Annotated in this window: 11 protein-coding genes and 1 pseudogene; 5 read left to right on the top strand and 7 right to left on the bottom strand. The window is 44.2% G+C overall.

Annotated elements, in window-relative coordinates:
• Positions 1-168: 168 nt before the first annotated feature.
• On the top strand, positions 169-942 hold the full coding sequence (locus P4S59_RS10870; RefSeq protein ID WP_005394290.1) for an MlaA family lipoprotein: 774 nt from the start codon (positions 169-171) through the stop codon (positions 940-942).
• Positions 943-1,016: 74 nt separating this feature from the next.
• Here the strand turns inward: P4S59_RS10870 and P4S59_RS10865 are convergent, their stop codons facing one another.
• From P4S59_RS10865 to P4S59_RS10850, 4 genes are all read right to left on the bottom strand, one after another.
• Positions 1,017-2,342, bottom strand: coding sequence for an outer membrane protein transport protein (locus P4S59_RS10865; RefSeq protein ID WP_256949124.1), 1,326 nt, complete (start codon positions 2,340-2,342; stop codon positions 1,017-1,019).
• A gap of 309 nt (positions 2,343-2,651) precedes the next feature.
• Positions 2,652-3,929: an outer membrane protein transport protein gene (locus P4S59_RS10860; RefSeq protein ID WP_085342876.1), complete on the bottom strand. Its 1,278-nt coding sequence runs from the start codon at positions 3,927-3,929 to the stop codon at positions 2,652-2,654.
• Positions 3,930-4,226: 297 nt separating this feature from the next.
• Positions 4,227-4,958: a DUF3379 domain-containing protein gene (locus tag P4S59_RS10855; protein ID WP_005380527.1), complete on the bottom strand. Its 732-nt coding sequence runs from the start codon at positions 4,956-4,958 to the stop codon at positions 4,227-4,229.
• Positions 4,951-5,526, bottom strand: coding sequence for a sigma-70 family RNA polymerase sigma factor (locus tag P4S59_RS10850; RefSeq protein ID WP_029836529.1), 576 nt, complete (start codon positions 5,524-5,526; stop codon positions 4,951-4,953). The genes P4S59_RS10855 and P4S59_RS10850 overlap by 8 nt, the downstream gene beginning before the upstream one ends.
• Positions 5,527-6,243: 717 nt before the next feature.
• Here P4S59_RS10850 and fadI point away from each other — a divergent pair.
• Both fadI and fadJ read left to right on the top strand, forming a co-directional pair.
• Positions 6,244-7,551: an acetyl-CoA C-acyltransferase FadI gene (fadI, locus tag P4S59_RS10845; protein ID WP_337168401.1), complete on the top strand. Its 1,308-nt coding sequence runs from the start codon at positions 6,244-6,246 to the stop codon at positions 7,549-7,551.
• Positions 7,551-9,662, top strand: coding sequence for a fatty acid oxidation complex subunit alpha FadJ (gene fadJ / locus P4S59_RS10840; RefSeq protein ID WP_005394283.1), 2,112 nt, complete (start codon positions 7,551-7,553; stop codon positions 9,660-9,662). The genes fadI and fadJ overlap by 1 nt, the downstream gene beginning before the upstream one ends.
• 62 nt (positions 9,663-9,724) lie before the next feature.
• Here fadJ and P4S59_RS10835 read toward each other — a convergent pair whose 3' ends face one another.
• Both P4S59_RS10835 and P4S59_RS10830 read right to left on the bottom strand, forming a co-directional pair.
• Positions 9,725-9,979, bottom strand: coding sequence for a CG2 omega domain protein (locus P4S59_RS10835; RefSeq protein ID WP_337168400.1), 255 nt, complete (start codon positions 9,977-9,979; stop codon positions 9,725-9,727).
• Positions 9,980-10,146: 167 nt separating this feature from the next.
• Complete coding sequence (locus P4S59_RS10830) at positions 10,147-12,924, bottom strand: insulinase family protein (protein ID WP_047104372.1); 2,778 nt, start codon at positions 12,922-12,924, stop codon at positions 10,147-10,149.
• A gap of 374 nt (positions 12,925-13,298) precedes the next feature.
• On the opposite strand from P4S59_RS10830, the gene sixA reads away from it, so the two are divergent.
• Complete coding sequence (sixA, locus tag P4S59_RS10825) at positions 13,299-13,763, top strand: phosphohistidine phosphatase SixA (RefSeq protein ID WP_005380537.1); 465 nt, start codon at positions 13,299-13,301, stop codon at positions 13,761-13,763.
• A gap of 96 nt (positions 13,764-13,859) precedes the next feature.
• Here sixA and smrB read toward each other — a convergent pair.
• Positions 13,860-14,388: pseudogene (gene smrB / locus P4S59_RS10820) on the bottom strand (endonuclease SmrB).
• Positions 14,389-14,450: 62 nt separating this feature from the next.
• Here smrB and prmB point away from each other — a divergent pair.
• Entirely contained in the window at positions 14,451-15,383 is a 933-nt protein-coding gene (prmB, locus tag P4S59_RS10815; protein WP_005380541.1) for a 50S ribosomal protein L3 N(5)-glutamine methyltransferase, read from the top strand.
• Positions 15,384-15,521: the final 138 nt, after the last annotated feature.

Below are 15,521 nucleotides of genomic sequence, written 5' to 3'. Positions count from 1 at the left end.
CCTTTAGTGGTATGACTTTAAACGATCGAGTAGAATACCGAAGGCCAGCGACTGCTGGCCTTTATTTATTCCCATATCTGAGTCATCTTTACTACGTATACTGCTCAACATACGTACAAATGTTCATTGGGTGACTTAGGTACATTAATAGTCGTTATGGAAAATAAAATGTATAACAAGGGTAAATCTACCTTCTTGTTACTGCTTGCAGTTGGACTGGTTGGCTGTTCAAGTGCGCCTGATGAAGCAGTAACAGGACAAGAAACAAATCAAACGACTTCTGATGTGTATGACCCGTTGGAAGGCTTTAACCGAACCATGTGGGAAATCAACTACGAATATTTAGATCCGTATTTGGTTCGTCCTGTATCACTTGCGTATGTGGAATACACGCCAGTTCCTATTCGTTCCGGTATTGCTAACTTCTTGTCGAACTTAGATGAGCCAGCCAGCATGGTTAATAACTTAGTCATGGGTAACGGCACGAAAGCCGTGGACCACTTTAATCGTTTTTGGATTAACTCGACGTTTGGTATTTTCGGTTTATTCGATATTGCAAGTGCCGCGGGTATTACGAAATACGACGAGAAAGCGTTCAGTGATGCAGTAGGCCACTACGGTGTTGGAAATGGCCCTTACTTCATGATTCCAGGTTATGGCCCGTATACCTTACGTGAAGTGACAGATACCGTAGATAGTACGTATTTACCCCTCTCTTACCTCAACTTCTGGGCGAGTTTGGGCAAGTGGGCGTTTGAAGGCATGGAGAAGCGTGCTTTATTAGTACCGCAAGAAGCACAGTTAGACTCGTCGCCGGATCCATATATTCTTACTCGCGATGTTTATATTCAGCGTCAAAACTTTAAAGCAGAAGTTGAAACCGTTGAAGAAGTTAACATCGAAGAAGAAGAGTATTTAGACGAATACCTAGAAGACTTTTAAGCGCTGTTCCTTACAATATACAAATAAAAAAGGCTTAGCTGATGCTAAGCCTTTTTTGTATTTTTGCTGTTTGGTTAGAAACGGTAGTTTGCTTGAACACCGATTAGCCAAACATTACCCGTAGTTTCGCCTACGAATTGGCCGCCGACTTGTTCCGCAGCGTCGTCTGACTTATAACCACGAGACTCAACGATTGGCGCGTCTTTCGCGAAAATATAGGTGAAGCCAGCGTCTAGGCTGAAGTCTTTCGTCCAATCGTACGTTGCGCCAATACTTAGCCAAGTACGGTCAGTTTCTGGAATAGTGATCGTACGGTTTTTGTCGCTTACCGCTGAAGTATCGTATGCAATACCAGCACGTAGCGCTATCTTAGGATCAAGCTGGTAAGTAGCACCAACAGCAAAGCGGTAGTTATCTTCCCAGTTTTCTACTTTAACCATATGCGTGCCAGCAGTATCTAAACGTGCTTCCAATTTCTCGAAAGAGCTCCAATCCGTCCAGTTAAAGCTTGCGTGTAACGCAAGTTGGTCTGTTACTTGGTGGAAGCTTGCCAACTCAGCCGTTGCAGGCAGGTTTAGGTACATGTAGCCGTTGTCACGTAGTTGTGAAAGCTTAGTACCGAAGCCAAAACCTAGACCTTCAGCATGGCCTTCAAGCTTCAGTTCAACTTCAGATTTGTACGCGAAGCCGATACGGTTATTTTCATTGATCTGCCATGCAGTACCAACTTGCCAGCCCCAAGCGGTATCGTCACCTTCCATGTATTTTAGAGCGGTACCTTGAGGAACACTGATAGGATCGCCAGTGACAGGGTGCTGTCCTACAACGTTATTCTTAGGTGCGGCTGCGCCAAAGCTGCCTTCGCCGATGATGTAACGGATACCACCACCAACGCTGATTGATTCATTGACTTTGTAAGCTGCGTTTAAGTTCGCTTCCATTGTCGTTACGCTTGCTTCGTTACCGAAGTGTGAAGCACCAAAGCCTTTACCTAAATCGGTTTCCATGCCGTAGTTGGTGCCAAATGCCAAACCAATCGCGAATTTCTCATTGTATTGGTGTGATAGGTAGAAGTTTGGAATGATTGCATCATGTGCGAAATCATCTGAAGATGCAGAAGAAGTACTACCGTGGAAGTTTACATCACCTTCAATATCAATATTTGGGTTCACATAGATTGCACCAACGGACACTTGAGTGCCTTCCAAATAAGTTAGCATTGCTGGGTTACGCCATTGTGCACTTGCGTTGTCAGCCATTGCTGCTTCACCAGCATATGCTCGACCTAGGCCTGTTGCAGAATATTCAGCAAGTTGGAAACCTGCAGCGTTAGCCATGCCCGTTGTGCCAAGTAGGCTTAATGCCACTGCTGTTGATAGAAGAGTCTTGTTGGTTTTCATTCGAATGTTCGCTGATTTGTTTATAACGTGGGACGAAAGTTTAAAGGTAGAGTTTTTACTTTAGAAATGAAAATCCAACATAAGTAGTCATTTGGAATATTATTCTTTCAAGTGTTGCTTGGGTGGTTTAATAATCTAACTGTGAAAGGCTTGTAAACGAAATTCAGCGAACAGCTGTGCGTCCTAATTGTGAGATTTAGATACACGTGTTCACTCAAATTGAGTGGGCAATAAATCGCAGATATGAAAAAAGGCTGGAAATCCAGCCTTTTATATAAAGTATTTTTCTACTAACTAACAGCGAAGCGTTTAGAAGCTACGGCTGTATTGTAAGCCGAATAGAATTGCATCAGCGCGTGTTGTTGCTGACAAGCTCGAGATATTTTGAGGGCTTTGAGCGTCACCTGGGTTGTACATTGGGTTTGGTGTTGATTCATTTACCTCAACATCTTTACCCATTAGGTACGTAAAGCCAAAGTCGACATTTGATTTACTATCAATGTGATAAGTAAAGCCGGTAGAGAACCATTGGCGATCTGAGTCAGGAACGGAAACAGACGTTAAGTCAGCTTGAGCGCTCGTGTCGTACATGTAACCAGCACGAAGTGTCCAGTTATTACTTAGGTAATATGTACCACCAATCGAGTAGTGCCAACCATCTTGCCACTGGTACTGTTTATCGTACGATGAGCCAAGAGGAGAGCCTTTTAAGTTAGAGAATTCAATTTGATCGAAAGTTTCCCAGCCAATGTATTGGATGCTGTAGTGTACAGCAAACTTAGTGTCTTGGATTTTGTGGAAGCCAGAGAACTCGGCCATATCTGGTAAAGGTAGTGTGATTTTTTGACCTTTATCGTCTTTTGCTTCCATTTCTGGGCTATGGCGGTATGCAAGACCAAATCGATTGTTTTCATCTAGCTCGTACACAGTACCAACATTGAAACCTACAGCCCAACCATCAGCTTCGTCTACATCGACAAGTGTGCCTATTGCAGCATGTTCACGCTTCATTGTACCTTGGCCGTAGATTAAATCTAAACCAGCACCAAAGCTCCATTGTTCATTGAGACGGTAAGAACCTGCAAGGCCAAAGTTTACGCTCTTAACATCAGTTAAGCCGCCATATTCTTTTGCCGCAAAGCTATTGTCGAATTCTGTCTTAGTACCGAAATTAGAGTATGCGTTTACGCCCCATGCAAACTTGTCATTTACAGGAACGATTAGATGAATGTTCGGTGCAATAGAAGTATCGCCAGCGTCGTCATAGTTTGAGTCGACAGGCTTGAATAGTGTTGGTGCTACTTGGCACGTTGAACCACAATATTTCGCATCTTTCACTTCAATCATTGAAGTAATGCTTTCGAAACCTAGCGAAAGTTCCATTTTATCAAATAGAGCCATTGCTGCTGGGTTACGAGCCATTACCGCGGCGTTATCTGCGATTACTGCATCACCAGCAAATGCACGGCCGATGCCAGTTGCTGATTGAGCGTTGATTTGGAAACCCGCTGCCATCGATTGACCTGAGGCAAAAGCTACCGTTACTGCTAGGAGAGTCTTTTTAAACAGACGCGTGTTCTGAGTCATTTGTTTTTCCTTATTAGATTCGTCTCTTTGGACGATAAATTGAGCTTTTGCTCAGTGGCGCAGATAGTAGTATCAATAGTTGCTTGGACAAATCCGACCATTGGATAAAATTGAATAAAAATTGCAGAAATGATGTCTAAAAGACGGGAAATTGCACTTAAAATGCATAATTTAGAGTTTAAGCTCTAAATGCTATAGCGATGGTGAATGTTTTGTGTTCTATTTATACAAAAATGCCGCTAAATAAGATCATTTAGCGGCATTTAACCTTTTGAAGGCTGGAAATCGTCGAAGTTATTACATCGGTTTAATCATTGATGCAAGAGTCGTAGCGATAGCATCAATATTTTCACCTTCTTCTCCGACTAAAATCAGGCTTGAACTCCCGACGGGCTGAACGATTCCGGTCATGCCATCCTTATTAAAGTCGGTACTTTGTTCGCTAGGAATACCAGTAATAAATAACGTTACTTTACCTTTTGGACCTTGGAATACCATATGCACCGCATTGGATTCGCCAAAACCGCAGTGGTTTAGGTAGTAAACGTGATACGGAAAGTTTTCACTAAACTGGTAATGAAATGGCGACATTTTCGCATTAATTTGCGAGCTCGGTACATCCTCATCAAGATGACGAACAAAAGGTTCTTCATGAATAACGTGTTTCATCGCGGTATCAGCTAAACTGGCTTGTGCTGGAGACACCAAAACATTTCCCCAGTTTACTTGACCAACTAATAATCCTGCGGTGAACGCAATAGAAGCGGCAAGTGCCATTGCTTTGCGCACAAAGTTTGGTCTGACGACCTTCTCTTCATCAAGTGCACTCGACGTCTGACTAAATAAAATCTTATCAGCGAGATCTTCAGGTACATCCACATTCATGGCTTGTTTAATTTTTACGTCGAGATCCAAAACGTCATCAACAAACTTATTGTTGGCGTCGCTACCAGCTAAAGCTTGCAGAATCTCTTCATCCTTTTGTTTTGGATCCGACAAAATACGACGACGAAATTCTAAATCATCCATTCTTTTGTCCTCTCTTAGTATCTTGAGAATCCAACATCTCTTTGAGTTGATTACGAGCGCGAAATAATCGAGTCATCACTGTATTTTTATTTAAATCAAGAATGTCGCCAATCTCTTCTCCGCTGAAACCACCGACAACTTGGAGAAATAAAGGCTCGCGGTATTCAACATCGAGTTTCATGATCTGTGCTTGCAGCCATTCTTGCTGATGATGTGGGTCATCGCTGACTTTAGCATCATTGCCGTAATCATCGATATCAACTAAATCAAATTGTTTACGTTCGAAGCGGCGCGCATTTTCTCGTCTCAATATTGTGATGAGCCAAGACTTGGCAGCTTTTTCGTCCTGAAGGCTATCGAGTGACTTCCAAGCTCTAAGACAGGTTTCCTGAACTAGATCTTCCGCTATCGCTTTATCTTTGCACAACCAGTATGCGTAGCGATATAAGTCACGATGGTACCCTCGGACGAGCGCTTCGTATTTTCTTTGCTTGTCCATATCAGAGTTGACCGGACTGTTGGAATTTTTCTTTCCAAACATTTTTAATATGGCCACAGGAGCCTCCATCCTCGCTCTGTGAGTTTCTTATTTGTTCTGAGCATGACTTTACTTTTCAATAGCCTCGCGGTTTCGGTTGAGCGTGTGTCGTAGATAACCTCTGACACAATAAGCTATGTGGTTACTTAAAAGTGTATACGCAAATGCCAAATATCATCGAACATGAATTGGTAAAGATTGTTAACAATATCATCATTAGTAATCAATGGTTTGGATAAGTTCATTCGATGGGACATAAAAAGAGACTGCTAGCGGTGAATTTTTGAATCGGTTTGCATTGCTGAGCCTTTTAGATGTGCTTAAAGCTCGTAAAATCACTATAAAATTGATCTATTTCAAAATATCAAGCAGTGAAGGGGTTATAGTACATCTTGTCATCTCGTTAGTCATTGCGACTAACATGTTGAGCAAGATGACACTTCCTTTTGAAGGCTGACTTTACTTTCTCCTAATCAGGAAACTGATTAATTTTCAATTGGCGTAAGTTAATTGTTTTATAGATATTCCGACCACACAGTTATGTGTGGTTTTTTTTGCTTCGATTTTACCTTCCATATACCTCTTACCGTTTTAACTCTCTATAGTTAATCATTATTAATCGCATAAGAATCAAAGAAGTAGAGTAATTGATCTACTTGCTTCACGTTTATTTAAACGCATGTTTGATAAATTTAACAAATTCATTACAATGCATCAGGTCAGACCTCTTGTATTTAAGGAGAAACAATGGGCAAGCAGGAAGTAAAAACACGCAATGGTGAGCGTGTCGCTATTGTCGCGGGGCTTCGAACTCCCTTTGCTCGTCAAAGCACGGAATTTAGCAAAGTGCCAGCGGTCGATTTAGGGAAAATGGTAGTAAGCGAAATGCTTGCTCGAACAGATATTGATCCGAAGTTAATCGAACAAGTGGTATTTGGACAAGTAGTACAAATGCCTGAAGCGCCAAACATCGCACGAGAAATTGTGTTAGGCACCGGTATGAACATCCATACTGATGCTTACAGTGTGACTCGTGCGTGTGCAACGAGTTTTCAAGCGGCGGTCAATGTCGCAGAAAGCATCATGGCGGGAACCATCGATATCGGTATTGCTGGTGGTGCAGACTCTTCTTCCGTCCTGCCTATTGGCGTATCTAAGAAACTGGCCGCTAATCTGCTTGCTCTAAGTAAGACAAAAACAATGGGTCAGAAGCTTAGCATCCTCAAAAACTTGAGCTTTAAAGACCTTATGCCAGTGCCTCCTGCAGTAGCCGAATACTCGACGGGCTTGTCGATGGGACAAACTGCGGAGCAAATGGCAAAGACGCATGGTATTTCTCGTGCAGAGCAGGATGCGCTTGCACATCGCTCTCATACGCTGGCTTCCCAAGCTTGGAAAGAAGGTAAGATCCAAGGTGAAGTGATGACGGCCTTTCCAGAACCATACAAAAAATGGATTTCGGAAGACAACAATGTCCGTCACGACTCAACCGTAGAAGGGTACGCGAAACTTCGACCTGCCTTTGATCGCCAGTATGGCAGTGTTACGGCAGCTAACAGTACGCCACTGACTGATGGTGGTGCGGCAGTGATGTTGATGCGCGAAGGTAAAGCGAAAGAGCTTGGCATGGAGATTCTTGGCTACATACGTGGCTACGCATTTTCAGCGATCGGTGTGGAAAAGGACATGCTGATGGGACCGACTTATGCCACAGCGAAAGTGCTAGAAAATACAGGCTTGGAATTGTCTGATCTGACGTTGATCGACATGCACGAAGCGTTTGCTGCGCAAGCATTGGCGAATGTGAAGATGTTTGCTTCAGATAAGTTTGCTCAAGAAAATCTAGGTCGTTCGAAAGCGATCGGTGAAATCGACATGGATAAGTTTAACGTGCTTGGTGGCTCAATCGCTTACGGTCACCCATTCGCGGCGACAGGTGCACGAATGATGACGCAAACCCTACGTGAACTGAAACGCCGTGGTGGCGGTATTGCATTGAATACCGCATGTGCAGCTGGCGGTCTTGGTGCAGCAATGATTCTGGAGGTTGAGTAATGAGCGAGCAAAAAGCATTTAGTCTAAAAGTTGATGAGCAGAATATTGCTTGGTTAGCGATTGACGTACCTAATGAAAAAATGAATACGCTACAGGCGGCTTTTGCTGATGAAATGAAAGAAATCTTTGCTCAGCTAAAAGACGCCAGTGGCATCAAAGGGATGATCATTCATTCCCTAAAACCGGACAACTTTGTCGCGGGGGCCGATGTTCGCATGCTAGAAGCGTGCACGACCGCAAGTGAAGCAGAAGCATTAGCGAGGCAAGGTCAAGAGCTATTCCAGCAGCTATCGGACTTACCATATCCTGTGGTTGCCGCTATTCACGGTCCATGTTTGGGCGGTGGTTTAGAGCTTGCTCTTGCATGTGATTATCGTGTTTGTACGGATTCAGATAAAACGCGTTTAGGCCTACCAGAAGTACAGCTTGGATTGCTGCCAGGTTCCGGCGGTACGCAGCGTCTGCCGCGTTTGATTGGCCTGTTACCTTCACTGGACTTGATCCTGACGGGTAAACAGCTTCGCGCAAAGAAAGCTAAAAAGCTGGGTGTGGTTGACGCCTGTGTCCCTGACACCATTTTGCTCGACGTAGCAAAACAGTTTATCGACAAAGGTAAAAACAAGGGTACGAAAAAGCTATCGACGAAAGAAAAAGTGATGTCGGGTAGTGGGTTAGGGCGCAAGTTTGTGTTTGAACAGGCAGCGAAGAAAACCAATCAGAAAACCCGTGGTAACTATCCTGCAACGGTCGCGATTTTAGACGTTATTCAGCATGGTTTAGAGAAAGGTTTCGCCCAAGGACAAGAGCTTGAAGCGAAACGCTTCGGTGAGCTTGTGATGAGCTCTGAATCAAAAGCGCTCCGTTCTATCTTCTTTGCGACAACGGAAATGAAGAAAGAAAATGGTACGGATGCGAAACCCGCGCCAGTTCATAAAGTTGGCGTGCTTGGCGGTGGCTTGATGGGCGCAGGAATCAGCCATGTGTCTGTTGCAAAAGCGAAGGTGCCTGTCCGCATCAAAGACGTCAGCAACGATGGCGTTCTAAACGCACTCAACTACAACTACAAGTTATTTGAGAAACAGCGTAAACGTCGCATTCTATCAAAAGCCGATCTGCAAGCGAAAATGTTGCAACTGTCTGGCGGTGTCGACTTTACCAGCTTTAATCATATTGATGTCGTAATTGAAGCCGTTTTTGAAGACTTAGATCTTAAACAAAAAATGGTGGCGGATATTGAAGCGAATGCCAAGCCGGAAACCATCTTTGCGACTAATACTTCTTCGTTACCAATCCACAAAATTGCAGAAAAAGCGGAGCGTCCAGAAAACGTAGTGGGTTTGCATTACTTCAGCCCGGTAGAAAAAATGCCGTTGGTGGAAGTGATTCCGCATGAAACGACCTCAGATGAAACCATTTCAACAGTCGTTGCACTTGCTAAAAAGCAAGGTAAAACCCCGATCGTAGTGAAAGACAAAGCGGGCTTTTACGTGAACCGCATTCTTGCGCCATACATGAACGAAGCGGCGCATATTCTTTTGGCTAACGAACCGATCGAAAAGATTGATACGGCGTTGCTTGATTTTGGTTTCCCTGTCGGCCCGATTACCTTACTGGATGAAGTCGGTGTCGACATTGGCGCGAAGATCATGCCGATTCTAGTCAATGAGTTAGGTGAGCGATTCAAAGGCCCGGACGTGTTCGATATCTTATTGAATGACGGTCGCAAAGGACGTAAGAGCGGGAAAGGTTTCTACACTTACAAAGGTAAGAAGAAAGAAGTCGATAAATCTATCTACAAGCTGCTTAAGCTCGATCCTGAATCTAAGCTGAGCGATAACGATATTGCGTTGCGCTGTGTACTACCAATGCTGAATGAAGCGGTACGTTGTTTGGATGACGGCATCATTCGCTCGCCACGTGATGGTGATATTGGTGCAATATTTGGCATTGGTTTCCCTCCATTCTTGGGCGGTCCATTCCGTTATATGGATCAGTTTGGCATTAAAGAACTGGTTGAGAAAATGAATGAGTTTGCATCGAAGTATGGCGATCGTTACGCACCGTGTGATGGTTTGCTTACTCGAGCTGGAGAAGGAACCACATTCTATTAAACGTTGCTTCGGTAAAGAAAAAGGCTTGCCAGTGGCAAGCCTTTTTCATAAATAAGAAATAGTTACTTCTTCTTGTCTTTCTTATCTTTATTGTGGCCTTTTCCTGGGTTGTCGTCCCCGTGAACGCTGCTGTTGCCTTTGTTGTCTTTATCTTTCCACTGTTTTGAAGAGCAATCATCTGATTTGATGGAAACATTGTCTCCGCTTAGGCGGACACAGTCGTTACTTAGCTCAAAGCCATCACCTTTCACCGAGATTTCAGCGTGAGCAGATGCCAATGGCAGTATAAGAGCCACAAGTAAAAGTGCTTTTTTCATGATTACCTCATTAAGTTATTTTTAGTGCGGTAATTAGAGCATAAGCCGCAATGGCGTAATTTCAATTTTCTGCCAATTATGGTGCCGATTCAATCTATGAGACCGACAACCTCATGGGTTTGTAGGTTCATTCTAGTAATCGACAATTTTATTTCTGCGCAACTAGATCACCCCAAGCCGCAATCTTTTGGCCGAAGTTGGAACTCTTCAATCGATCCTATTTCTTGTCCTAGATGGATGCGCGGAGCCTCCGAATGCGCTTGACCTTGAGAGTGCATGATCAAACGATTTGCAGTACGAGGTTTCAATTCGTTCACAACGAAGCGAATCATGTCTGCGCGCGTCAGCTTCTTCAACTCCGCCAGTACCTTGTCACGTTGGTTAAACTCAGTGTCTTTATTTCCTATCGCAACCCAAAGACGTTGAGCCCGACCTCGAAGTGTGGTGTCCGGCGTTGCTATTTGGTTCCACAAGCCGCGCTTACTGCTGTGCCATTGGTAATCGTTTAACTCTAACAACACCATATAAAAGGCATTTAAAAACTCATCGATTGAGGTAACCAGCTCGGCAGGTGCTGCATTAGGTGACTGCACATACAGTACAATACCAGGGTGACGATTTAGCGGCATATTGCCAGTGCCTACCATGTAACCTAATTGCTGCTTGGTACGGATTTCGTGGAAAAACGTTGCCGACATAAGGTGATTGGCCAATGAGTATAGCGCGATACTACGAGGTTCAATATCCTCGCACTGGTGGTAAATAACGACCGCGGAATCTTGCTGGTTACAATGCACCTCACGTTGAAAACTGCCATTTTTACCTAGCATAATGAGCGGACGAAGTGCCTCTTCATAACGTTGCTCGTTAACTCTTAGAGCATCCTTTAAGGTCGTTGCCATGTCATGGGCTTGCTGGCGTTGCCAGTCTCCGTAAACAAACATTTCAACGTGCAGTTCTGCAAGAATGGATTCTACGAATACCGAGAGTTCATCGACTTCGATTTCTTCTAGCGCTTCGACTAAGGTTGCGAAAGGCGGGTTATTGGGTTGAAGTAACCCAGTAAGTGCGTTAAACAGCTGCGAAATAGGGCGATCTTGTGAAGCATTTCTCCAGTTTCGTAACAGTTGTTGTTTGATGGTTTCAAAGCGAGCAGGGCTGAAATCTCGAGAAGCAAAACGGTGCAGAATCATTTCTAGCAACTGAGGCAGCTTTTGACTGAACCCTGAGAGGGTTAAGGTCACGCCACCTTGGTGAGCATACATGTTGTAACCCATCCCTGCGATTTCTGCTTGATAGGTTTCTTTTGCTAGCGAATCGAGGAACATCTCTACACATAAGCGCGTTTTGACGATGTTCTTTGGTGATGCAACGGCATGAGAGCTGTCGATAGCGACATAAACGACACCTTTGGGTACGCGAAATTCGTCATCTTGCAAATGCCACAGCCGAAACCCTTCGAGATCCTCAATCAACTCTGGCAGTGAATCACCATTTTCGAGTGGCATGGGGTCTAGATCGTAGCAAATATAAGGGTTCTTTTCCGGTAAGACGAATTGCCAGCTTGGATCGATTTGTTGATAGAAACGACGTTGGTCTTCACTAAAAGGCGTGACGGAGTACGGGGTAAAGTACCATTCGGCAGTACGATTGTATTCCAGGCCTTTAGCAATCAAAGTGACGCGCACATTATCGATGGTTAAGTATCGCAGCAATGAACGCTGTAACTCTTCATCGTAGCCCGCCATTTTGTAGTCACCATAAACCGTGTCTTCCGGTTGATAGTGCTGCATGTTGATCACCAGATGGCTGACGAGATCCATTGGGCGCGATGGCTCTTGGAAGCGAAAAGCCGATTCTAATACCGCTTGTTTTTCGAGATAGCGCCATTCATCTAACCCGTCTTGTTTGATCATCGAGAGGTATTGAAAAACTGCTTGAACGATATCATCAACATGATCTAAGCCGTTTGGCGTCAGGGTGCAGCTTACGGTAAAGTCTCGGTAGTTACTGCCACTCGCGCCGCCGCCCGCTGAGAGAGAAGTAATCCAGCCTTTTTCTTTGAGTTGAAGCATCAAACTGCCTTCTCCTTCATAACCCAACAGGTGAGCAAAGTAGGAGAGTGGCTTCACGCTATAATGCGCATCCATTCCCGGCATGGGGAATGTGAGAATCAGTTTACGGAACTCTTTGAGCGGCTCGACTTGAACCAAAATGCCCGTGCTTTCCTCAGTGCCGATCGGTACATCAATCGATTTTCCACGAAGATGGTGATTTGGGATGTCTGCAAACATGGCTTCTACCCAAGCTTGCTGTTCATCGAGCGGCTGTGGCCCAAATAGAGTCAGTGTCATCAAATCGGCGGAATACTGAGAGTGGTGAAACTCCACAATTTCGTCGCGGATGGATTTACCATCTCGGTCGCCAAGAGTATCTAAGTTTCCGACAGAGAATTTTGAAAACGGGTGCTCTGGATTGATGACTTCTTTGTTAACTTGATACAGGCGACGAGAATCATCATTGAGTTTGAGCTTGTATTCGGAGTCGACAGCCTGGCGTTCTTTGTCTAATGCTTCTTCGTTAAACAAAGGTGCGGTAAAAAATTGGCTAAATCGATCTAAGGCACTTTCAAAGGCATTTGGAGCAATATTGAAAAAGAAACAAGTGTGCTCTGTACCAGTCCAAGCGTTGTTTGTTCCACCGTGTTGGCTAATATAGCTTTGAAACTCGCCCACTTTAGGGTATTTTTCCGTACCCAAAAAAAGCATGTGTTCTAAATAGTGTGCCAGACCTTGGCGATCGTTTGGGTCGTCGAAGTGTCCAACGTTCACTGCCAGAGCAGCTGCCGACTGTTGAGCTGTATCGGAATGAATCAGCAGTACACGCAGTTCATTGCTCAAGGTAATGTAGCGGTATTGATTTGAATCGTTAGGACTTAGATGCACGATGCGTCTCCAGATTTCGCATTACAGTAATTTAGGCTCCCCTCGCGGGGGGCGCAAAGTTTGCGTTTCGACAAATACTGCTTGCCGTATTTTTGTTATTCGTAGACTTCTGCACAGGCCCATCGCGTTTGCGTATGGGGAAGAACTGTTTGAGTGAATGCTCTGAACTCATTGCACAGTTAAATAGTGTGATGAACTGAGTACATTCTTTTAATAGATTGTTAAGAAAGTCGCTATCTTTAACAAGCGAATTGGTATAATGAACAGATAATTATATCAGTATTTTTGTTTCGTCATTGTTAAAGTTAGCCCCGTCTATCTAATAAAGATAGCAGTCAACCTTTTGGTAGCGTTAGCTATCCCTAGGAAATAACATGAAAATATTCATCATGCGTCACGGTGAAGCCGAGCATTTTGCAGATTCAGACGCAGCACGACAATTGACCCCAAGAGGCAGAGTCGAATCAGAAGCGGTTGCTAGAGCCTGTAAAGAACAGGGTTTTGCGCAATTCGATAAAGTGTTGGTGAGTCCGTACATTAGAGCTCAACAAACTTGGCAAGAGATCAGTGCGTATTTCTCTGCAAAAAGCATTGAAACTTGTGAAGATATTACACCTTATGGCCAGTCCGAGCATGTCTTCGATTTCGCAAGTGCGTTAATCGAAGTCGAACAATTGGACTCGCTTTTGTTCGTATCGCATTTGCCTTTGGTCGGTTATCTGACTTCAGAGTTTGTAAAAGACATGACACCTCCGATGTTTCCTACATCAGGCCTAGTGTGCATTGAATATGATTTACAAACACAAAATGGTGAAGTGCTATGGCATATTACGCCATAAGTGTCTAAACCAAAATAAGCGTTTGCAAATTAGAGACAGAATAAGAAAGGCAGGAGATCCCTGCCTTTTCGTTTCGTCGTGTCTACAGCAAGCTTGTTACTTTTCAGGAATTGAAAGCAACACTAACAACGCACCATCACCACCAAATTCTAGTGGCGCTTGGTGAAAAGCCATAACGTCAGGATGCTGTGCTAACCAAAGTGGGGCTTTCTGTTTCAGGATGTGTTTCCCAATACCATGTTGCACACACGCACAATGAATCTCGTTTTTGATGCAATAGGCTATCATCGCACCAAGCTCGCGTTTTGCTTCTTGCTGTGTCATGCCGTGCATATCGAGGAACACGTCCGGTACATACACTCCACGACGTAGACGTTTGACTTCATAAGTGGAGACGTCGTCACGTGCATAACGAGTTGGACCTTCATCGTTTAATAGAGGGACAAACTCGTCTGAAAAGTAAAATTCAGAGTCACTCGCTTCACGGTTGGAGCGCTTGATTTCTTTTTGCTTAGTATTTTTTTGGTTGCTGGATTATGGTATCCTGTCGCAACTTTTTTACGCCCTGTACTGCTTCCTGAAACAAGGCGAAATCGTCATCGTTCTCGGTGTCTTTTTTGCTCATTAGGTAAACAATTTCATTAATAAACTTTATTGGCAGTATTGTAGCGCTTTTCGGAGGCAATTTTGGATAAGATTTTTGTAGAAGAAGCGGTATCGGAGCTGCATACCCTTCAAGATATGATTCGTTGGACGGTAAGCCGCTTTAATGCAGCGAACCTGTTTTACGGTCATGGTACTGATAATGCGTGGGATGAAGCAGTTCAGCTTATCCTGCCAACCTTATACTTGCCGATTGATGTGCCTCCGCACGTATTGAACTCTCGCCTAACGACAAGCGAGCGTCTGCGTATTGTTGAGCGCGTAGTAAAACGCATCAACGAGCGTACGCCAACAGCATACCTAACAAACAAAGCATGGTTCTGCGGTCTTGAGTTCTTCGTTGATGAGCGTGTACTTGTGCCACGTTCTCCTATCGGCGAATTGATTCAAGCGGAATTCCAACCTTGGTTGGTGGAAGAACCTACGCGCATCATGGACTTATGTACGGGTTCTGGTTGTATCGCGATTGCTTGTGCGCACGCTTTCCCTGAAGCAGAAGTGGATGCGATCGACATCTCTACAGATGCTCTACAAGTGGCTGAGCAAAACGTACAAGATCACGGCATGGAGCAGCAAGTGTTCCCAATTCGCTCTGATTTGTTCCGTGATCTTCCAAAAGAGAAATACAATCTAATCGTGTCCAACCCACCATATGTGGATGAAGAAGACATGAACAGCCTGCCAGATGAGTTCACGCATGAGCCTGAGCTTGGTTTAGCTGCGGGTACGGATGGTCTAAAACTAGTGCGTCGTATTCTTGCTAACGCGCCAGATTATCTAACAGATAACGGCATTCTTATTTGTGAAGTCGGAAACTCAATGATTCATATGATGGAACAGTACCCAGAGATTCCATTTACTTGGATTGAGTTCGAGAACGGCGGTCATGGCGTATTTATGCTAACGCGTGACCAGCTGGTTGAGTGTGCAGAAGAGTTTAAACTGTACAAAGACTAATAGAGTCTTACACTAAACATTAAAACACCGAGCTTTATGCTCGGTGTTTTTTTATGCATACCTCGCCGATATTAACTCTTTACATCAAAACGTAATAAAGCCACTATGAATCCACGAAGAATTGGAAAGCAGCTATGC

It is taken from the genome of Vibrio sp. M60_M70, assembly GCF_037162085.1.
Classification (GTDB): domain Bacteria; phylum Pseudomonadota; class Gammaproteobacteria; order Enterobacterales; family Vibrionaceae; genus Vibrio; species Vibrio diabolicus.
This window is presented reverse-complemented; position numbering and strand designations above follow the sequence as displayed.

Bases quoted from the DNA above. Each gene is read 5' to 3' on its own strand.
- fadI (WP_337168401.1), top strand. From the start codon at position 6,244: ATGGGCAAGCAGGAAGTAAAAACACGCAATGGTGAGCGTGTCGCTATT.
- sixA (WP_005380537.1), top strand. From the start codon at position 13,299: ATGAAAATATTCATCATGCGTCACGGTGAAGCCGAGCATTTTGCAGAT.
- fadJ (WP_005394283.1), top strand. From the start codon at position 7,551: ATGAGCGAGCAAAAAGCATTTAGTCTAAAAGTTGATGAGCAGAATATT.
- P4S59_RS10835 (WP_337168400.1), bottom strand. From the start codon at position 9,979: ATGAAAAAAGCACTTTTACTTGTGGCTCTTATACTGCCATTGGCATCT.
- P4S59_RS10865 (WP_256949124.1), bottom strand. From the start codon at position 2,342: ATGAAAACCAACAAGACTCTTCTATCAACAGCAGTGGCATTAAGCCTA.
- P4S59_RS10850 (WP_029836529.1), bottom strand. From the start codon at position 5,526: ATGGAGGCTCCTGTGGCCATATTAAAAATGTTTGGAAAGAAAAATTCC.
- P4S59_RS10860 (WP_085342876.1), bottom strand. From the start codon at position 3,929: ATGACTCAGAACACGCGTCTGTTTAAAAAGACTCTCCTAGCAGTAACG.
- P4S59_RS10855 (WP_005380527.1), bottom strand. From the start codon at position 4,958: ATGGATGATTTAGAATTTCGTCGTCGTATTTTGTCGGATCCAAAACAA.
- P4S59_RS10870 (WP_005394290.1), top strand. From the start codon at position 169: ATGTATAACAAGGGTAAATCTACCTTCTTGTTACTGCTTGCAGTTGGA.